Raw genomic sequence first — 19,447 nt, 5'->3', positions numbered from 1 at the left:
ATAGCGTTTGCATATTCCCGATCAAGTTTTACGTTGCGCTCATCCGGAAGCTGCGCAGGTTTCTGAGCATCTCCCTGATCAGGCCTATATCGGCAACGCCCCCGGCGTGCAGGCCGGAGTGGCTGTGCAGCGACAGGCGGGTATGGGCGGGAAACAGTTTTTCCATCAGCGGAAGAATGTTGGCACTGCGGATACTGCCGCCCACGACCACCTCGATACGTCCCCGCGCGGCGGCCAGGGTGCGGTTGATGCTTTCCGCCGCGTCCACTGCGTCGGCCCTCTCGGCCAGCGGTGCGCCGGCGGTCAGCAGCCGCTCCACGCCGCGCTCGACCAGCTGTTCGATGGCCAACTCTCTATCGGCCAGCTCATCGAAGGCCCGGTGAAAGGTCACACTGAGCCGGTGCCGGCGGGCAACCGGCAGCAGCCGATCCAGCGCCTCCAGATCCAGCCGCCGGTCCCGCAGCGCGCCCAGGACCACACCGCCGGCACCGGCATCGGCCGCCATCGCAATCTGTTCGGCCATCCGCTCGATTTCACTCGGCCTGTAGCAGAAATCGCCGGCGCGCGGGCGTATCATCGCCAGCACCCCGGCGCGGCGGCCGAAGATATCCCGCGCCGCGCGGATCTGTTGCGCAGTCGGTGTCAGGCCGTCGAGCGCGATGGCACGGCAAAGCTCTATGCGCTCGGCGCCACCGGCCAGCGCATTGGCCACCGAGCGGCGCAGGCACGATATGTCGTCGCAGTCGAGACAAATTTCCAGCGCTATGGTCACAGCTTGCTCCCGGCGTCGATCATGCGGGCACCGCCCCGGTCGCGGACTGCGAAGTTGAACCCCGGGTGAATGCAGTGGGCGCCGTAGTTGCCGGCCTTGTCCAGGGCCAGGAAGCCCACCTGGAACTGGCGGTAGTCGGGCAGCTTGCGCGCTATGCGCTCCACCGCCTCGCGGCAGGCGTCTTCCGGCGAATAGCCGTGGCGCATCAGTTCGACCACCTGGTGGCAGCCGACGGTCTTGATCATCAGCTCCCCCATGCCGGTGGCCGTGGCCGCGCCCACCTCGTTGTCGACATAGAGACCGGCGCCGATAATCGGCGAATCCCCCACCCGCCCGTGCATCTTGAAGGCGGCGCCGCTGGTGGTGCAGGCGCCGGACAGGTCGCCGGCGCTGTCCAGGGCCAGTATGCCGATGGTGTCGTGGTTCTCGATATTGATCACCGGCTGGTAGCGCGCCTCCTGCAGCCAGTCCCGCCAGGCGGCCTCGGCCCTGGGCGTCAGCAGATTTTCCGGCTGGAAGCCCTGCTCCAGGGCGAAGCGCCGCGCGCCCTCGCCCACCAGCATCACGTGGGGCGTCTCCTCCATGACCTTGCGCGCGACGGATACCGGATGGCGGATATCCTGCAGGAAGGCCACGGAACCGCAGTTCTGCTTCTCATCCATGATGCAGGCGTCCAAGGTCACCTTGCCCTCCCGGTCCGGGAAGCCGCCGTAGCCGACGCTGGTCACCTCCGGGTCCGCCTCGGGCACCCGCGCCCCGGCCTCCACCGCATCCAGTGCGCGGCCGCCGCGGGACAGCAGCGCCCAGGCGGCCTCGTTGGCGGGGCCGCCGTGGTTCCAGGTGGAGATGACGATGGGCCTGTTGGCCCTGGCCCCGCGCCGGCCCATGGCCCGCACCGGTCCCGCGGCCTGCGCGACCAGGCTGCCCAGCAGGGAGTATTTCAGGAATTGTCTCTTGCTGTTCACGATGGAGTTCCTGTGGCAATTGCGAACTTTGGCGCCGGAGCTGTGCCCTCCCGCGCCAGGTGGATGGCGCCAACTTCCGCCGGCGCCTCGGCCGGCAGCAGCCGCGCGGCGATATCCGGCGCCAGCCAGGGCACAATCCGCTCGCCGATACCGCCCACCAGGGACAGCCGCGGTGGTTCCCGCTCCAGCAGGCGCGCCGCCACCCGGTCGATAAAGGCGGCGGCCTGCCGCAGTATCCGCGCGGCCACCGCATCGCCATGCTGCGCCGCCTCGAAGACCACAGGGGCCAGGGCCGCATAGCGGTCGGCGGTGGCGCCGGCCAGGGCGTTGGCAAGCATCAGGCCCTCGCCGCCCAGGTCCCGCGCCAGCAGCTTCGCGAGCAGCGTCTCCTCGCCCAGCCTGTCGTAGGCCAGCAGCGCGGCATTTACGGCGGCGAAGCCGATATGCGCGCCGCTGCAGGCCTCCCCCATCATGAAGCCGTGGGCGCCGATGGTGTGTGCCGCACCGCCGACCACCGCCAGCGCACTGAAGCCGGTGCCGACAATGATCACCGCGCCGTCCCCGCCGCCGTGGGCGCCGAGGCAGGCGATATGCAGATCGTCCGTCAACACCAGCTGCGCAAAGGGATGCGGCGCACTGCGCATGGCGTCCCGGTAGCGCGGCAGGTGCAGGCCGGCGACACCGGCACCCACGCGCAGCCGGCTCATCAATTCGGGAGCCAGACCCGCGTCGGCCAGCGCCGCGGCGGCGGCCTTTTCGATAGAGCGCATGGCCAGGTCCAGCCCGTAGCAGGGGTTGGCGGGACCGCCGAAGCCGCGCCCCAGCAGGCTGCCGTCGGCGGACTCCAGCCGCGCGCGGCAGCGGCTCCCGCCCGCATCTATACCGAGAAAATACCAGTCGTCCGCCATCACTCTCCCCTCCGGTTTGTCAGTGGTCCCGACCCGGCGGCGCTGAAACCGCGGATGGCAAGCAGCATCGCGAGGCCGAACAGCAGTTCGACCAGCGTGATGCTGCCACCCGAGCCCCTCTTGGAACTGGACGCAGTCTCCTCCCGGGGCTCGAGCTCCGGCTCGGGAATAGCGCTGCCATCGAAATAGGATTTGGCCAGGGCGTAGGCCGCCAGCCCGACCTTCTCGCCGACGCGGCGCCCGGGCACATCGTCCACCGGTGGGTGAATGCCGCCCCAGATGCGCGACAGACTGGTCTGGTCGGAGGCGTCCCTGTAGGTGGCCCACTGCAGGACCACGTCCACGCTGGGCCCCTCCTCGAACACCAGGAACTGGTTTTTCCTGGCCACGAACTCCCCCATGCCGCCGGGGAAGTATTCGCTGCCGGTCAGCAGCGTCAGTGTCTCGGCGGCGGCGCGGGAAAAGGTGGAGTGCCCGGAGATGTAGCCGGCGAAGGGTGGCGTGACGAAGGTGGGGCGCTGGTAGGGCCACCAGTTCTCCGCCAGTATCCAGCCGACGCCGGCCATATCGGTGGCCGGGTCCGCGATATAGCCGGGCCCGCGCCAGGCGTAGAGCTTGATTTTCCCCAGGTGCTCGCCGTCCGCACCCGCCAGGGGATCTCCCGCCTGCACTACTTCCACCAGGCCGTCGTAGAGCGGCAGGCCGTTGTGGTGGTAATTCGGCAGCCCCGGATCGGAGCCCTGCCCCAGGGATGCCATATAGCGAATGGCGGACACAGGGCGCACATAGTCGTACCAGCCCTTGATGCCCCAGGCGGCGATGGCCGCGTCGTGCACCGCCCCGCCCAGGGCGAAGTAGGCTTTGACATCCCACTCGAGGTCGTCGAGGGACGCCCCCACCCCCTCGAACTGTTTCCGAAACTCCGGGTGGTCGCTGACGGCTTCGTTGAGAATGCCGAACCAGTGGCCGGGCGGAGTCTCCGAATCCGGGCCGTCGGCCCAGAACTCCGCCAGCACCCGGGTGTAGTCCCCGCGGGGCACCATCTGCGCCTCGTAGGGAAGGCCGGTTGCCGGGTTCAGGTCCCGCCCCCTGTCCGTGGAACCGCCGTCGAGGGTGCGGTAGAAATCCCGCAGGCCGGGCAGGTCCAGCGGCAGGGCCGTGGTATTGCCCACCGACGCCGGGGAAATATCGATCATCACCCCATCGCCGGGGTCCAGGTGGGACGACCAGAGGGCGACCAGGGTGTGGCCCCAGCGATACTCGTCGGGCAGGGCCCCATCCCCCTGCAGCAGGGTCGGTGCACCCGGATCGTGATAGACGTGATAGGTCTGGCCGTCCCGTTCGTAGACGCTGCGGTCCCCTTCAGTGAGGGCGAAGGGCATCACCCTGCCCCACTCGGCGCCCAGGAACGGCGGCGTGTTGGTCTCGTTGCCCGCCTGGTCGACAAAGATATCCAGCTCCAGGGGCTGCCAGCGATTCGGGTCCGCCATGCCCGGCGTGCCCGGCTGCGCGGGGTTCAGGGGTTGGTTGACCGGCTGGTAGTGGCTGTTGGCGTAGCCGTTGGTCTCGTTGGCGCCGTCCTGTAGCCCGTATTCGATCACGCAATCGGCCAGGTAGTTGCCCAGGGCCGCCGCACTGCCCGACGACAGGTCGCGGCTGTCGAAGCCCCGGTCCACGCCCAGGGCATCGGCCATGTTGTTGAAGCGCAGCCGCGACACGGCCGCGCCCGGGGAATCGGCGAAGCGGTGGCGCAGCAGCCGGTACATGCCGTAGCTGATGGCCTCGGCGCGGGCGGCTTGGATATCCCCGGCGCCGTCCCGCAGCGCCTGCTTGTGCGCCTCGCTCAGGGCGCAGTCGTAACCGTGCACCCGGTTGCCGAGGAAATAGGTATCCGCCCCATCCGCGTAGACAGCCCAGGCGTCGTACATTAGCGCCGAAGAGTGAAACAGGTTGCGCGCGTGCACCGTCGGCCGCGCGTAGTCCACGCGGATCGCCGCCAGCAGCGCCTCGTTCCAGTTGCGCGCCGCCGAGTGCGCCGGGTTGTACAACTGGGTCTCGTCCTCGGACAGGGCCGGTGCCGCCTGCACCAGGCAGGCCGCGGCGATCAGACCGGCGAAAAAATCTCTCATAGCGGTTTTCCTCTTCTTATCGTTTTTATCGCGAGCATTTGTCGTCTATCCGGCCATGGATGGCCGGGTCGCAAATCAAGCACTTCAGTGCTTGATTTCAGCTTGTTGATAAACCCCTCCTCTCGCTATAAGCAGGTGGAGTGGCGGCAAAGCACTAGGACGAGTATTTCGAAACGCTGTGAATACATCCCTGTACGCTCCGGCGGTGACGTCCTGTCGCCGACGGCTCGAAATACTCGTCCTAGCACTTTGCCTTCGATTCTGGCTGTAGGACTTTGTCAGCAGCCTACTGTTGGCGATACTCCACCAGCGCGCCCGCGGGCACGGCCGTGTGCACCTCTTCGCGGCCGTCCGGCCAGGTGATGCGTACACTGTCCGCCTGGCTGGCGCTGCCCAGGCCGAAGATCTGCCGCGTCGGGTTCTGGGAGGTGAAGTTGGTGCCGATGGTGATTTCGCGCATCTGGGTCACCTCGCCGATGGTCACAGTGATGCGCGCACCGGCGGCCTCTGTGTTCGGCGCGCTGCCGCGCAGGCGGATACTCAGGGTGTTCTGGCCGGCCGAGTCGTTGCGGTAGAAGGACGCCGAGTTGTCCAGGTTGCGGTGGGTGACGAACAGGTCCACATCGCCGTCGTTGTCGAAATCCGCGCAGACCACGCCGCGCCCCTGCTCGTAGTCGACGACACCGCTGCTGCCCGCCCTGTCGGAGAAGCTGCCGTCGCCGTTGGCGATATACAGCCGGCTGGGGTCCTTGTCGAACACTGTACCGGTGGTCAGGTTGTTCCAGCCGTTGGTGTGGTAGAGGTCCAGGTGGCCGTCGCCGTTGAAGTCCGCCGCGCAGGCGCCCCAGCCCCAGCCGCCGTCCATCACGCCGGCGGCCTGGGTCACGTCGGCGAAGCGGCCGCTGCCGTCGTTGCGGTAGAGGCGGTTGCCGTGATCGGGGTTCTGGGCCTCTTCGTCGTAGATAGCGGTAACAAACCAGTCGAGATCGCCGTCGTTGTCGTAGTCGGCCACCGCCGATCCCATGGCACTGTAGACGCGGAGATCGCTGTCGCCGGTGGCGTTGCGGAAGGTGCCGTCGGCGTTGTTGATATAGATCAGGCTGGTGCCGAAATCGTTGGCCATCAGCAGGTCCGGATGGCGGTCACCGTTGCTATCGGCAAAGGTGGGCGAAAACGAATAGTCGTAGACGCCATCGAGCACGGCGTTGTCGATGGGCGGGAATATGGCCGTGTCCGAGATATTGGCCTCCACGCTCACGTCGGTGAAGCGGATACCCGAGGCGTCGCTGTCGTTGCGCCACAGGTGTTCGGTGGAGCCGTGGTTTTCGCTGTCGACGTAGCCGACGCCCCAGTGGCTCAGCGCCATATCCAGGTCGCCGTCCAGGTCGTAATCACCGAAGGCCGCGGAGGCGGTGTTCTCTGCCTGCATCCGGTCTATGCCGGAACCCTCGGTGACATCGCTGAAGGTGCCGTCACCGTTGTTGGCGAAAATAAACGAGGGCGAGCCGTAAAAGCCGCCGATAAACAGATCCAGGTCGCCGTCGCCGTCCATGTCGGCGAAGGTGGGCCCGCTGAGGCGGTAATTGCCGTTGCCGTTTTTCGTGTAGGCCACCCCGGCTTGCTGCGCCACATCCAGGAAGTGGTTGTTGCCCTCGTTGCGGTACAGCTTGTTCGGACCTATATCGCCGCGCACCAGAAACAGGTCCACATCGCCGTCGTTGTCGTAGTCGCCGGCCGCGACACCACCGCTGTAGGCTTCCGGATCGCCGCCCGCCGGGTTCAGGTAGCCGTGGATATAGTGGATGCCGGAGGCATCGGTGGCATCCGCGAAGGTTACCGGAGGCGGGCCCGCGATCGGATCCGGGTCGCCGCTGCCCGTATCGCCACCGCCGTTTCCGCTATCGCCGCCGCCACCGGAACCGCCACAGCCGGCCAGGGCGCCGTAGACGGCGGCCAACAGCAGCCGGGCCGGAATCCGGCTGCGGACACGTTTGACTATTTGGCTCACGTTATTCCCTCCCCTCCAGTGCAAAAAACCGCATTGCGCCGGCGCGCGGCACCGGCGCAATGCATCCGCCGTTACTAGAACTTGTAATTGAGCCCCATGTAGAAACGGCGGCCTGTGTAGAAGCGGTTGTACAACCGGTCCTCTGAACCCCAGTAGCGCTCACCCACTTCCTTGGTCAGGTTGATGGCCGAGACATTCAGCACCAACGCATCGGTGAAGTAGTAGGAGCCGTTGACGTCCACCTGGCCGTAGCCGTCGGTGTACACCGTCTGGCCGTTGGACTGCTCGCCGGCGTAGTCGTCCCGGTAGTTGTACGATGCCCGCACACTGAAGCGGTCGGTTTCGTAGTAGGCCGACAGGTTGTACTGGTGCTCGGAGGTGCCCGGCAGCGGAATCTCCTTCTTCGAGCCGTCGACTTCCAGGGTCGCCAGGGAGGTGTCCGTGTAGGTGTAATTGGCGATCACCCCGCCGCCGAAGTCGAAGGCGTGCTGGTAGAAGAGTTCCAGACCCGTGGATGTGGCGTCGGTGCCGTTGACCGGCAGGGAGAAGATCACATCCACCGGCTCGGCGCGGTTGGGCACCTCGCGCTTTTCGGTGGTCTGGGCCATGGTGACAAAGGAATCGATTTCCTTGTGGAACACCGCCGCGCCCAGTACCGAGGCGCTGCGGAAATACCACTCGGCGCCCAGGTCGAACTGGGTGGAGTCGTAGGGTTCGAGATCCGGGTTGCCGCGGGAGCCGGTGGTCATATTCGAGCCCTCCGGCGGCGCGTTGAAGCCCTCTGAGGCACCCAGGTCACCGTAGCCGACCCGGGCGACCACCCGCGACGCAGCCGCGCGAATGATGAGATCCTCGTCGGCTTCCCACTTCAGGTTGAAGCTGGGCAGCACATCGGTGTAACTCCCCGCATTTACGTCCAGTTCCTCGTCGCGGATGCCGAGGGGAGCGTCGAAGGTTTCCGCCCGCTGCTCCGTCTGCACCACGCGCAGACCCAGGTTGCCGCTCAGGGCGCCGCTGTTGAAGTTGCCCTGCAGGTAGGCCGCGGTGATTTCCTCTTTGATGTTGAAGAAATTGTTGGGGTCGTCCCGGCGGCTGCGAATAAAATTGTCATCCAGCCAGGCCGTGTAGGCATCCCAGTCCACCGACAGGAAAGCTTTTTCCGTTCCCGCTTCGCCGGTCAGGCCGTCGACCCGGTGAATAAAGCTGGCGATCTCCGCCGCGGACGGCAGGTTGGCATCCGTGTGCCAGTACTCGTAGCCCAGGCCACAGCAGCCGCCCCACAGGGTGGCGTTATCCGGATCGCCGTCGTCCCAGACCAGGTTTTCGAAGCGCCGACCTATCTTGTGGTCGCGATACTTGGCGCCTATGTCGAAGGACTCGAAAATGCCCCAGTCGGTTTCCAGGTTGAAGTCCACCTGGGCATAGAACTCTTCGTCCGACGAGGTACCGGCATCCGCGGAGCGCCAACCAAAGCCGTTGAAGTCCGCCGGCTCGGCATCGTAGTGCAGTATGGTGCCGGCGTGCAGATCCCAGCCGTAAGACTGAGTGGCGCCGCCGATGCCGTAAAAGCGCTGCAGATTGTTGAAGGTGGTGCCGCCGCTGGACTCCGTGTGGCCGACGTTCGCGGACGCTGTGTAACCGTCCCCCTCGTAGACCACCTCCAGATCATAGGTGTCGGACTTGGATTCCGACAGGGAGCGGCGGGAGCCTATGGCCGGCGCCTGCAGATCGACACCGTGGTCCGACAGGTCTGCGTCCGCCAGGTCCATGGCGACAATGGTGTCGCCGTCGTAGCGGACACTGCCCGGTACTATCGCCGGGTCGCGGTAATCCCATTCCGCCACCAGAATCAGGTTCTGGTCGTTGTTCTGCTCCAGCTTTGCGCCTATGTAGTTGAAGGTAGTAGAGATCCGATCGGTCGGCTCCCACTGCACCGTCACCTGGTAGCCCTGGCGGTCCCGCGCCTCTTTGGACTGGGACTGGACCACGGCGAAGGGCGCGTAGCCGGTGATTTTATTGCCGGCGGTATCCTCCAGCGATGCCTGGGCAAAGTCTTCATCCGCGCGCGCATCGTCAAACAGGGTCCAGTTCTCCAGGGAGATTCCCTCGGAGATACTGGTGCGCTCCTGGGAGGTGTAGGAGACCAGCACGCCGAAGTTTTCCGCGGCGTTTTTCCAGGAATAGAGCCCGCTGTACTGCGGCTCCATCTCGCCGGTCACGTCCGCGTAGGTTTCCTCGAAGTTGAGAAAACCGGTGCCCGATTCCATATTCAGCGGGCGGCGGGTGTGGACTATGATGGTGCCGCCCAGGCCCCCCTCGTCGATTTTGGCTTCCGGCGTCTTATAGACTTCGGTGCGTTCGAGCAGATTGGCCGGCAGCAGGGCGAAGTTGAAGGAGCGCTGCGGGTCCCTGGAGGTGGAGGCGGTGGCGATATAGTTGCCGTTGAGCTGGGTCAGCGTCAGTGCCGAGCTGGTGCCGCGGATGCTTACATACTGACCCTCGCCGCCGCTGCGGGTGATCGATATTCCGGGCACGCGCTGCAGGGCGTCGGCGACATTCTTGTCGGGGAACTTGCCCACGTCCTCGGCGGTGATAGCATCCACGAAAGAGGCCGCATCGCGCTTGATGTCCAGGTTCCGCTCCAGTGTGGACCGGATGCCGACGACCTCAATTTCTTCCATGGCTTCGCTATCCGCAGCCTGCTCCTTCTCCACATAGGTCTGCGCCTGTACCGCCCCTATCGCACCGAACAATACCAACGCGCTGGCGGAGGTCCGCAGGGCGCCCGAGTAGTAGCTGGCTCCGGGAAATTCTCTCTTTTTCATTATCCTTGTCTCCAAATTTTCTTTATTGTCTCGGCTTTCCGTACACCCTTAAAAGTCGACCCACACCGGAATAAGCCTCGTGATCTGTCTTTGTCGATTACCGCTGCACTACTAATCCGACAAAAAAATAGACCCTCCTGATCTACTTGATTGTCGCCCTTGAAATACCGCGCAACTGCGCAGATTTGCTTATATTTCAGGGGCTCGCGCCGGCCTACGGCCGGCGGCGACACCTCCATGTGCCGCTAATGTTTGTTGCCGGGTGAACAGCTAGATCTGTCACATGGTCCACCTCCTGGACGACGCCGGTTGAAAAAATGATTCGCTGGTTCACCCATCCAGACCGAGGCGCGCCAGCACTTCCGGCGGCGGGCCGGGGAACTCCGCCATCGGCTTGTTGCCCACATAGCCGATATCCGCCATCCCCTCTTCGGTGGTGTAGAAGGCGGTGGCGGTCAGGTTGCGCACCTTGGCAAAGAAGCGGGCCCCGGCCTTGAATTCCGCCGTGGCGGTCTTCTCCCACTTGATGTCGTCGCAGATGGCGGTTTTCTGCGCATCGTCCAGCTCGGTAAAAGGCCGCTGGAAGCGGCGCATGGACTCGCTGTCGAGCCAGACGACGCCACCGCGTACGGTGATCAGGTCCGCCTTGTTGTTGTCGTAGGGCGCGCTCACATGTTCGTTGATATAGTGATGGGCCCCGACCGCGGAGGCGCTCGGCGAAACGTCATCCGCGGGAATGATCACGTCGCACAGGGCCGCCAGAGTCGCGAGCTCTCCTTCCTCCAGGACGAATTCCCACGGAATCGTCGGGTTTAGCAGGTCCGGGTCCGTAGGCGAGCGCAGCGGGGCCTTCTTCACCGGCTCAGGCTGCCGCGGAGTCTCCGCCGGGGCGGGTTTTGCCGTTTTCTCCACCGCCTTTTCCGCCACTTTTTCCGCGCAGCCGATCACCGGCACCGAGGCGGCTGTGGTGGCGATGAGGCGCAGGGCGTTGCGGCGGCTCAGGTTCAGTTTCTCGTCGCTCACGTCAGATACTCCTCTTCTTCAGCTGGTCCACGATGTAGTCGCAGGTGCGCCAGGCGAGCGCCATGATGGTCAGGGTCGGGTTTTTGTCCGCGTTGGAGACAAAGGGCGCCCCGTCGGTAATAAACAGGTTGGGCACCTCCCAGGCCTGGCAGTAGGGATTGAGCACCGAGTCCCTGGGGCTGGAGCCCATGCGCGCGGTGCCCACCTCGTGAATAATCGCTCCGCCGTTGATGATCGCCTTGGCACCGTCGCTGTGCACCGGCGAAGTCGTCTTGCCCCCCATGGCCTCGATAATCTCGGCAAAGGTCTTGTGCATATGCGCAGCCTGGTTCAATTCCTGCTCGCTCCATTTCCAGTGGAACTTCAATACCGGTATGCCCCACTGGTCCACCTGGTCCTTGTCGATCTCGCAGTAGGAGTCTTCGTTCGGAATCATTTCCCCGCGGCCGTCAAACCACACAAAGGAGCCGTAGTAACGGCGGCAGGCCTCCTTGAAGTCCTTGCCGTAGGCGCCACCGGTAAAGTCGCCCATACCGCCGAAGGCGCCGGCGCCGGGCATGCTGCGGCCGCCGCCGAACTCTATGTGGTAGCCGCGGGCGAAATTCAGCTCTCCGCGCAACTGCTCCTTGTACTTCCACCAGGGCATATACATATGCATGGCCGAAGCGCCGTCTTCATTGTGCGGCGGCAGGTTTTCCAGCGCAGGTATCTGCCCGCTGACGCCGGCTCCAACCGTGTCCATCAGATACTTGCCCACGACACCGCTGCCGTTGGCCAGGCCGTCGGGGAAGAGCGGGCTCTTGGAGTTGAGCAGGATGCGCGAGGTCTCCGCGGCGCTGGCCGCGACCACAACGACGCGCGCGCTGGCGTATTCCTCGCGGCGGGTGTTCTTGTCGATGTAGAGGACGCCGCTCGCGCGGCCCTTTTTGTCCACAGTGACCTCGCGCACCATCGCATCGGTGATGATGTCCAGGTTGCCGGTGGCCAGGGCCGGCGGCAGCAACACGGTGGTCGACTGGAAGTTGGCCTTGATGGAGCAGCCGCGCCCGCAGTGGGTGGCCCAGAAGCAGGCCGCGCGGGACTGCATCGACTGGCGGGTGACCTCCTGTGCGAGCTTATTGTCCGGAAACAGTTTCTGCGGAATATTTTCGTGATCCAGGCGCTCGCTGAGGATCGCCAGGTGCGAGGGAATCACCGGAATGCCGAGTTTTTCGCAGGCTTTTTTCGCCAGCAGCTCGTAGGCGCGCGGCTTGGGCGGCGGCAGCAGTACACCCTCCGGCGAGTCGGGGGTGTTTTCCAGACCCTCGTTGGTGCCGTAGACACCGATCAGCATTTCCGTCTTGTCGTAGTAAGGCGCCAGATCTTCGTAGCCGATCGGCCAGTCGAAACCCAGCCCGTCGCGGGAATAGGGCTTGAAATCGTATTCGCCCATGCGCAGGGAAATGCGCCCCCAGTGGTTGGTGCGCCCGCCGAGCATGCGCGCGCGCCACCAGTCGAATTTCCGCCCCGGTTCAGTCGAGCCCTGGGTGTAGGGTTCGCCGGGCACCTGCCAGCCGCCGTCCACGGTGGCATCGTAGAAACCAAAGGGCTTGTCCGGCGTGCTGCCGCCGCGCAGCGGCGCATCCTTGGGCAGGTTGAACATCGGCGTCTCCTTGACCGGATCATAGGAGCGCCCCGCTTCCAGCATCAGCACCTTGAGGCCGGCCGTGGCCAGCACATAGGCGGCCATACCGCCGCCGGCACCGGAGCCGACCACCAGCGCGTCGTACTCTTTTTTGTTGTTGAACTGTTCACTCGACATCGCATTTCTCCCGTTGCGCTGCTTCATTATTTTTTTGCGACCCGGCCCGCGCATAGGCCGGGAGCACTGTAACCGGTTACATCTTTAGGAAAATTTTTATAGCGTCTGCAGTTCGCCGATAAAGGTTTGGAAAAGTCCACTCATGCCAGCAGTCGCTCCGCTTTCAGCAGCAGTTTTTTTGTCGCCAGGACACCCTGGTCCTCGTCGCCCTCGCCCTCAAACTCAATGCCTATGTGCCCCCGGTATCCGGCGTCGCGAATGATCCGCAGCATCCGCACAAAATCCGTATTGACCTCGTTGCCATCCGCATCGAACTCGAAACTCTTGGCGCTGATGCCGCGGGCGTAGGGCATCAATTGTCGCACGCCGAGGTAGCGGTCGTAGTCACCGAAGTTGCCGAAGTCCGGCAGGCTGCCGCAGTTCGGCAGATCCACGGCGGACAGTACCTGCGCCAGCCACAGGCCGTCGGAGGAGTAGCCGCCGTGGTTCTCCACGATCACATTGATGTCGTGGTCACGGGCGAATTCCGCCAGCCGGCGCAGGCCGTCCACTGAAGCTGCCTGCACCTCTTCACGGCTGCCGCGCCCGGACGCGTTTACGCGGATGGAATGGCAGCCCAGATACTCCGCCGCCGTCACCCACTTGTAGTGGTTTTCCACTGCCCGCTGCCTGCGCGCACTGTCCGGATCACCCAGGTCTCCCTCGGCATCCACCATAATCAGCAGACTGTGCACGCCGTTGTCTGAGGCCCTGGATTTCATCTCGCCAAGGAAGTCGCGGTCCTCGGCCCTGTCCATAAAGAACTGGTTGACATACTCCACCGCGCCTATGTCAAACGCCTCGCGCGTCTTGACCGGGAAATTCAGCACCTCGAGTTCGCCGCTTCTGAGCTGGCGGTGCAGGGACCACTGAGCCAGGGATATGTCGAACAGTTTTCCGTCCGCCCTGCCCTGCCCGGACAGGCAGCCCGGCAGCAGGGAGGGCATCAGGGCCGCGGACGCCAGGCACCCGCTGTTGATCAGAAATCGCCGTCTGTTCATGTACCCTCCCCTTTTTCAAGCGCACCGCCGTCGGTCGTTGGCGCACCCTCCCCACCGCGCAGAGCCTTGCGGAAACCGCCGATGGCACCGCCTATATCTTCGCCGAGGCTGCGAATCCTGCCGCTCCCGAACAGCATCAACGCGATCAGGAGCACTATCAGCAGTTGCCAGATACTAATCCCGGAAATTCCCATGGCGTCACAACTCCCGGATCTTGATGTTGCGATACCAGACCCTGTCGCCATGATCCTGCAGGGCTATATGGCCGCGCTCCGCACGGGCAAATTGCGGATAGTCGGAAAACTTGCTGTCCGCGAGGCGCGCCCGCCAGTCCTCGGACCAGAGCTGGTAGCTGACGACCTTGCGGCCGTTCAGCCAGTGCTCCACACGCCCGTCCTCGACCCGAATCCGCGCGCTGTTGTACTCCCCCGCGGGCCGCACCACATCCTCACTCGGGGCATAGAGGTCGAACAGGGCTCCCGCGCTGTGGCTGGGCTTTTCCAGTTCCGGGTAGCGCGCGTTATCGAGCACCTGGAACTCCAGGCCACTCATCCACACGGGAGCATCCCCATCGGCCACGCGGTAGAAGATGCCGCTGTTGCCCCGCTCGGATATCTTCCATTCCAGCTGCAGCTCAAAATCTGCAAATTTCTCCGCACTGACCAGGTCGCCGGCCCCGCCGGCGGTGAGCACCAGGTTACCGTCGATCACCTGCCAGGCGTCGCCGATGCGGTCGCCGTTAACGCCGGTCCAGCCGTTGAGCGTCTCACCGTCAAACAGTGGGCGCCACTGCCCAGCATTGTCTGCCTGTGCACTCCGCTCACAGGCGGAGAGGCCACAGAGCAGCGCCAGGCCAACTGCCGCCAACTTGCCGAGCTTCGTCTTTGTTGCGCTTTTCTGCATTATTTTTCTCCCGTTTTTGCTAGCGGTTTGGTCGGTGATTGTGTTCAGTCGCGGCAGGGCCCGCTGCTCTCGCGAACCACCAGATCGAAGGAGAGTTTGGTGCGCTGCTTCTCCGGCGGGCGGCCGGCAATAATCTGCAGCAGCGTCTCCATCGCGCGGCGACCCAGTTCCTCCGCCGGCTGGTTGATGGTGGTCAGCGGCGGGTCTGTAAAGGAGGCGAACTCGATGTTGTCGAAGCCCACCACGGAAATATTCCCGGGGACGCTCAGGCCCTGATTCTTGATATGGTGAATGGCACCTATGGCCATTTCGTCGTTCATGCAAAAGATGGCGCTCGGGGGTCTTCTCGCCGAGAGTAGGGCCTCTGCGCCGCGGGCGCCGGAGGGCATGGTGAATTCGCCGTTGACCAGCAGCGCTTCGTCGAATGCCAGGCCCGCTTCCCGCACTACGTCGCGGAAGCCCGCCAGGCGGTCGCGCACCAGGGGGCTTTCGACGGGCCCGGTGATAACGCCCATGCGACGGTGGCCCAGGGCCACCAGGTGTCGGGCGACGGCGCTGGCCGCACCCCGGTTGTCGAGCTCCACCACCGGATAGCGGTCGTCGTCGGCGATGCGCTCACAGGCGTTGACCATGGGTACCGACGCGGCCAGGGCCGCGTCCTTTTCCGCGAAGGGGTAGCGGCAGTCGAGCTGGATCAGGCCGTCGGCCTGGTTGGTCAGCGCCATGCCGGCGTAGAAATGTTCCCGCTCCGGCTTGCCCTGGGTATCCCCCAGCAGCACCGAATAACCCTGGTCCTGCGCCGCCTGTTCTATGCCCCGGATCACTTTGGAGAAGAAAGGGTTGGCGACATTGGGCACCAGCACCACGACCGCAAAGGATTTTCCCGAGCTGAAATTTCTCGCCAGCAGGTTGGGCCTGTAGCCGGCGTCTTCCACGGCCTTCAGCACCCTCTCCCGGGTCTGCGGCGACACCAGCCGCGGATCTTTCAGGGTGCGGGACACTGTGGCAACGGATACGCCGGCGCGGCGGGCGACTTCACGGATATTGGACATTTGCACTGATTACTCTGTTGGCGGCGGCCTCTCCTGGCAGCCTTGCTTATCTCTGGGCCAGGCCGGCTTCCGCCGCCGCTCCCGTCCGGCGGCGCCGATCCAGCAACCAGATGGCGCCGAATACCGGCAACAGCGCCAGCGGCACCAGGGCCAGGGACTGGAAGGATTCCACCGAAGCGGCGGTCAGCACCGCATCCAACTCGGCGCCGGAGAGCCGCTCGAAGGCCTCCAGCCCGCCGGCGGCCCTCAGCTTTGCCTCGTCGAAGATGCTGCCCAGCTTCGGCAGCACGAACTGAATCGACATGCCACCGCCGAATCCCAACAGCCCGAGGAACAGGGCCCCGCCGCGCACGAAGCGCTCGGACACCGTGGCCAGCATCGTCGGCCACATGTAACAGACGCCTATACCCCAGAGGGTCGCGGCCAGCAACGCCGCCACCGGCGAGCGCGCCAGGCTCAGGGCATAGAGGCCGCCCGCGGCGAGCAGGCTGGAAATCCACAACAGGCCAATGGGCGAAAGCTTCTTCGCCAGGGCACCGGCGAAGTGGCGCATCACGAACATCAGCATGCTGACGTAGACGAGGATCAAAATGCCCTTCATGCCCACCACCCGCGACAGGGTCAGGTCGACCCACTGCCCCGGCGCCAGCTCGGCGGCGGCGGTCAGCCACATACAGACCCAAAGGACGATGAACAGCGGCTGTTTCAGCAACTCGCGGAACATGTCGCCGTAGCCGATACCCGAGGCCACCCGCTCTGTCACCGGGAATTCCGCCGTCGCCACCAGCCAGGCCATCAGCAGGGCCGGCAGCGCCAGCACGACCAGGTTCAGCTGCCAGGGGAGACCGGCGGCGGAGATCGCCACGCCCAGCAGACCACCCACCACTATGCCGGCCGGCCACCAGGCGTGCAGCACGTTCAGCCGGTGGGTTTTGTTGTCCGGGTCCACGGCGGCAACCATCGGGTTGCTGGCCGCCTCCACCGCGCCCCAACCGAGCCCTGTCAGCAACAGGCCCACCAACACCAGGGTTTCGACACCGGGACCCGCGGGAACCAGCGAGGCGGCGATAATCATCAGGCTGCCCACCAGGTAGCCGCAGGTGGAGAGCAGCAGCATGCGCTTGATACCGACCAGATCTACCAGTGCGCTGCCAAACAGCAGCGTGAAGGCGAAACCGGTAAAGGTGAAGCCCAACGCCTCGCCGAGCATCGCGGTGGAGTTGGCCAGGTCAATCTGGTCGTAGATATCCGCCTGGAGATCGCCGGCGATCGAGGCGCGGACCGCGAACCCCAGGCCGATCATAAATATCGACAGGTTGCCTACCAGGAAAACGCTCCTGTAGCGGGACGCATCTGCGGGTGCTTTCATCTGCTCTCTCTCCGTTATCGTTATTATTTATTTTTGCTGGCGGTGGTGAGCCGTCAGTCCAGCCCCAGAATTCTGCGGTTTCTGGCCCTGTCCGGCGCGGCCCCGGCAAAATCGTCAAAGGCCTTTTCCGCCGCGATGATCAGGTGATCATTGATAAAGGCGACCCCCTCCCGCGCGCCCTGCTGCTGATCCTTGATGCAGCACTCCCACTCCAGCACCGCCCAGCCGCCGAAGCCGTACTGGGTCAGCTTGCTGAAGATAGCGCGGAAATCCACCTGGCCGTCACCCAGTGAACGGAAGCGGCCCGGACGCTCTATCCAGGGCGCGTAGCCGCCGTAGACACCGGCGCGGCCACTGGGGCGAAATTCCGCATCCTTCACGTGGAAAGCCCTGATTCTCTCGTGGTAGATATCGATAAACTGCAGATAATCCAGCTGCTGCAACAGGAAGTGGCTGGGGTCGTAGAGAATATTGGCGCGGGGGTGTCCGCCAACCGCATCGAGAAACCTTTCGAAGGTCAGGCCATCGTGCAGGTCCTCGCCCGGGTGCAGCTCGTAACAGACGTCGACACCGGCGCTGTCGAAGGCGTCGAGAATCGGCAGCCACAGCCTGGCCAGCTCGCGGAAACCGTCCTCGACCAGCATTGCCGGGCGCTGCGGCCAGGGGTAGAAGGTATGCCACAGCAGGGCGCCGGAAAAGGTCGCGTGGGATTTCAAATTCAGGTTGGCGCTCGCCTGCGCCGCCTTCAGCAGCTGCTCCCGCGCCCACCGGCCCCTGGCCCCCGAGTCCCCGCGCACCGCCGCGGGCGCAAAGATTTCGAGCATGTCGCCATACGCCGGGTGCGCCGCCACCAGCTGGCCCTGGAGGTGGCTGGACAGCTCGGTGATCGCCACGCCGGCCGATTCACAGATACCCAGGATATCGTCGCAATAGGCCCGGCTGCTGCTGGCCAACTCCAGGTCGAAGATGCGCGTATCCCAGGTGGGGATCTGGACCCCCCGGTAACCCAGCCCCGCCGCCCAGTCGACCATCGACTGCAGGGAGGTCTGCTCGCCGGCCGGCGGCAGAAACTGGGCGAGGAAAATTCCCGGGCCCTGGATTCTCGATGACTTCATTATTATTGGCCTTAAAACTGCTGAGTCTTTGAATCTGTTTATGCTGTCGCCGGCTCTTCCCAGAGCGGCCGCAGCGACACCCAGGAGGAATTGTTGCGGCTGCTCAGGATGGCGCCGCGCACGAATGCCATACCCCGCACCCCGGCCTCTATGCCACCGGACGCGCCGCCGGTATCGGCCACCGCATCGGTACGGGCCCGCCTCACCCTGTCGGCAAAGTCCCGATAGATATTCGCGAAGGCCTCTATGTAGCCTTCCGGGTGCCCCTGGGGCGTGCGGCAGAGGGCCCGTGCCTCCGGGGCCAGGTAGACGCAGTCGGCGCCGGCCATATAGGTCTCCAGCGGCCTGCCCCTGCGCCGCACCTGCAGGCGGTTGGGGTCCTCCTGCTGCCAGGACAGCGCCCCTTTTTCGCCGTAGACGCTGATAGTCAGGTTGTTGCCCTCGCCGGCGCAGACCTGGCTGGCGGTCAGGGTGCCGCGGGCGGAATTCTCCAGCCTGAACAGGGCCGCTCCGTCGTCGTCCAGCAGCCGGCCGTCCACCACCGACCGCAGATCCGCACAGACCTCTGTCATCTTCGCGCCGGTGACATACTCCACCAGATTGTGCGCGTGGGTGCCTATGTCCGCGAAGCAGCCGCCCTCGCCGGAGCGCGCGGGATCGGTGCGCCATGATGCCTGCCTGCTGGCGCCGGCATCATCCGCGGACGCCAGCCAGCCCTGGGGATAGGTGACTGCCACCCGGCGCACCGCGCCCAACTCGCCGCCGCAGACCATTTCCCGCGCCTGCCGCACCATCGGATAGGCGGCGTAAGTGTGGGTGAGACCGTAGACCAGACCCGTCTGCTGAACCACGGCCCTGAGGGAGAGAACCTCCTCCAGGTTGCACGCCGCCGGCTTGTCGGAAAGCACGTGAAAACCGCCTCTCAGGGCCTCGGTGGCCACCGGCAGGTGCAGGTCGTTGGGGGTGACCACCGAGACGAACTCCATGCGCTCCGCCGCCGGCCGCGCGGCCTCGCCGAGCACAAGGTCGCGGTAGCTGGCGTAGGCCCTGTCCGCGGGCAGCCCCAGGCGCGCCGCCGTCGCCCGGCCTCGCGCCGGGTCGCTGCTGAAACAGCCGGCGACCAGCTCTATCTCGCCGTCGAGGGCCGCGGCCATACGGTGTATGGCGCCGATAAAAGCCCCCTCACCGCCGCCGACCATGCCCATCCGCACTCTCTCGCTCATATCCCGCCCACCTCGGCTCCACAGGGATTGTTATCGCTTCCACATTCGACCCAACAGTCGATGTCGAGCAGTGTAACCGGTTACATTTAATAACAACAACCCCGGTTGGCGGCCAAACAAGACATATTGGCGCACGAATCCTCCTCAAGTTGCGAAAATTGAAACATATTCGAATAAGTCCGCCAGCCGGCGACATCTTCTACCGACTGGACGTATTTCATGCCTTTTGGAGCTTTCAGCCTTTATACTTGTCCTAAGCTATAGTTCGCCGGCGCCCACGGGACGTCGGCTGCCTATGAAGTAGGACGTATAAA

The 19,447-nt window shown here is 64.6% G+C and carries 15 protein-coding genes; all 15 read right to left on the bottom strand.

Features of this window, described 5'->3' with window-relative positions; genetic code table 11:
- Positions 1 to 28: 28 nt before the first annotated feature.
- Positions 29 to 772 (bottom strand): copper homeostasis protein CutC, encoded by a 744-nt coding sequence (locus tag ACXAF3_RS10075; protein WP_475112166.1) that lies wholly within the window; start codon positions 770 to 772, stop codon positions 29 to 31.
- Positions 769 to 1,737: an isoaspartyl peptidase/L-asparaginase family protein gene (locus ACXAF3_RS10070; RefSeq protein ID WP_475112165.1), complete on the bottom strand. Its 969-nt coding sequence runs from the start codon at positions 1,735 to 1,737 to the stop codon at positions 769 to 771. Before ACXAF3_RS10070 ends, ACXAF3_RS10075 begins: the two co-directional genes overlap by 4 nt.
- Positions 1,734 to 2,645, bottom strand: coding sequence for a glucosamine kinase nucleotide-binding domain-containing protein (locus ACXAF3_RS10065; protein WP_475112164.1), 912 nt, complete (start codon positions 2,643 to 2,645; stop codon positions 1,734 to 1,736). Before ACXAF3_RS10065 ends, ACXAF3_RS10070 begins: the two co-directional genes overlap by 4 nt.
- Positions 2,645 to 4,774 carry a vanadium-dependent haloperoxidase gene (locus tag ACXAF3_RS10060; protein ID WP_475112163.1) on the bottom strand — a complete coding sequence of 710 codons (2,130 nt, stop codon included), beginning with the start codon at positions 4,772 to 4,774 and terminating at the stop codon, positions 2,645 to 2,647. Before ACXAF3_RS10060 ends, ACXAF3_RS10065 begins: the two co-directional genes overlap by 1 nt.
- A gap of 286 nt (positions 4,775 to 5,060) precedes the next feature.
- Positions 5,061 to 6,782 carry a CRTAC1 family protein gene (locus tag ACXAF3_RS10055; RefSeq protein WP_475112162.1) on the bottom strand — a complete coding sequence of 574 codons (1,722 nt, stop codon included), beginning with the start codon at positions 6,780 to 6,782 and terminating at the stop codon, positions 5,061 to 5,063.
- Between the two features lie 74 nt (positions 6,783 to 6,856).
- On the bottom strand, positions 6,857 to 9,607 hold the full coding sequence (locus ACXAF3_RS10050) for a TonB-dependent receptor (RefSeq protein WP_475112161.1): 2,751 nt from the start codon (positions 9,605 to 9,607) through the stop codon (positions 6,857 to 6,859).
- A gap of 330 nt (positions 9,608 to 9,937) precedes the next feature.
- Positions 9,938 to 10,630, bottom strand: coding sequence for a gluconate 2-dehydrogenase subunit 3 family protein (locus tag ACXAF3_RS10045; RefSeq protein ID WP_475112160.1), 693 nt, complete (start codon positions 10,628 to 10,630; stop codon positions 9,938 to 9,940).
- A gap of 1 nt (position 10,631) precedes the next feature.
- The gene (locus tag ACXAF3_RS10040) at positions 10,632 to 12,431 is read right to left on the bottom strand and encodes a GMC oxidoreductase (protein ID WP_475112159.1); all 1,800 of its coding nucleotides are present in this window, start codon (positions 12,429 to 12,431) and stop codon (positions 10,632 to 10,634) included.
- 140 nt (positions 12,432 to 12,571) lie between these two features.
- On the bottom strand, positions 12,572 to 13,471 hold the full coding sequence (locus ACXAF3_RS10035) for a sugar phosphate isomerase/epimerase family protein (protein ID WP_475112158.1): 900 nt from the start codon (positions 13,469 to 13,471) through the stop codon (positions 12,572 to 12,574).
- Positions 13,468 to 13,665, bottom strand: coding sequence for a twin-arginine translocase TatA/TatE family subunit (tatA, locus tag ACXAF3_RS10030; protein WP_475112157.1), 198 nt, complete (start codon positions 13,663 to 13,665; stop codon positions 13,468 to 13,470). Before tatA ends, ACXAF3_RS10035 begins: the two co-directional genes overlap by 4 nt.
- Before the next feature lie 4 nt (positions 13,666 to 13,669).
- The gene (locus ACXAF3_RS10025) at positions 13,670 to 14,374 is read right to left on the bottom strand and encodes a 3-keto-disaccharide hydrolase (protein WP_475112156.1); all 705 of its coding nucleotides are present in this window, start codon (positions 14,372 to 14,374) and stop codon (positions 13,670 to 13,672) included.
- A gap of 44 nt (positions 14,375 to 14,418) precedes the next feature.
- Entirely contained in the window at positions 14,419 to 15,426 is a 1,008-nt protein-coding gene (locus ACXAF3_RS10020) for a LacI family DNA-binding transcriptional regulator (RefSeq protein WP_475112155.1), read from the bottom strand.
- A gap of 46 nt (positions 15,427 to 15,472) precedes the next feature.
- Positions 15,473 to 16,795, bottom strand: a complete 1,323-nt coding sequence (locus ACXAF3_RS10015; RefSeq protein WP_475112154.1) for an MFS transporter — start codon at positions 16,793 to 16,795, stop codon at positions 15,473 to 15,475.
- Positions 16,796 to 16,848: 53 nt separating this feature from the next.
- The gene (locus tag ACXAF3_RS10010; protein WP_475112153.1) at positions 16,849 to 17,910 is read right to left on the bottom strand and encodes a sugar phosphate isomerase/epimerase family protein; all 1,062 of its coding nucleotides are present in this window, start codon (positions 17,908 to 17,910) and stop codon (positions 16,849 to 16,851) included.
- Positions 17,911 to 17,948: 38 nt separating this feature from the next.
- On the bottom strand, positions 17,949 to 19,133 hold the full coding sequence (locus ACXAF3_RS10005) for a Gfo/Idh/MocA family protein (protein ID WP_475112152.1): 1,185 nt from the start codon (positions 19,131 to 19,133) through the stop codon (positions 17,949 to 17,951).
- Positions 19,134 to 19,447 lie beyond the last annotated feature (314 nt).

It is taken from the genome of Microbulbifer sp. ABF4_143 (genome assembly GCF_056160225.1).
Note: the sequence above shows the minus strand (reverse complement) of the source record. Positions and strands in the feature narration are given on the sequence as shown.

What these genes read in the sequence shown, in the direction of transcription:
- ACXAF3_RS10020 (WP_475112155.1), bottom strand. Translation starts at nt 15,426, where the DNA reads ATGTCCAATATCCGTGAAGTCGCCCGCCGCGCCGGCGTATCCGTTGCC.
- ACXAF3_RS10065 (WP_475112164.1), bottom strand. Translation starts at nt 2,645, where the DNA reads ATGGCGGACGACTGGTATTTTCTCGGTATAGATGCGGGCGGGAGCCGC.
- ACXAF3_RS10040 (WP_475112159.1), bottom strand. Translation starts at nt 12,431, where the DNA reads ATGTCGAGTGAACAGTTCAACAACAAAAAAGAGTACGACGCGCTGGTG.
- ACXAF3_RS10060 (WP_475112163.1), bottom strand. Translation starts at nt 4,774, where the DNA reads ATGAGAGATTTTTTCGCCGGTCTGATCGCCGCGGCCTGCCTGGTGCAG.
- ACXAF3_RS10010 (WP_475112153.1), bottom strand. Translation starts at nt 17,910, where the DNA reads ATGAAGTCATCGAGAATCCAGGGCCCGGGAATTTTCCTCGCCCAGTTT.
- ACXAF3_RS10050 (WP_475112161.1), bottom strand. Translation starts at nt 9,607, where the DNA reads ATGAAAAAGAGAGAATTTCCCGGAGCCAGCTACTACTCGGGCGCCCTG.
- ACXAF3_RS10025 (WP_475112156.1), bottom strand. Translation starts at nt 14,374, where the DNA reads ATGCAGAAAAGCGCAACAAAGACGAAGCTCGGCAAGTTGGCGGCAGTT.
- ACXAF3_RS10005 (WP_475112152.1), bottom strand. Translation starts at nt 19,133, where the DNA reads ATGAGCGAGAGAGTGCGGATGGGCATGGTCGGCGGCGGTGAGGGGGCT.
- ACXAF3_RS10015 (WP_475112154.1), bottom strand. Translation starts at nt 16,795, where the DNA reads ATGAAAGCACCCGCAGATGCGTCCCGCTACAGGAGCGTTTTCCTGGTA.
- tatA (WP_475112157.1), bottom strand. Translation starts at nt 13,665, where the DNA reads ATGGGAATTTCCGGGATTAGTATCTGGCAACTGCTGATAGTGCTCCTG.
- ACXAF3_RS10035 (WP_475112158.1), bottom strand. Translation starts at nt 13,471, where the DNA reads ATGAACAGACGGCGATTTCTGATCAACAGCGGGTGCCTGGCGTCCGCG.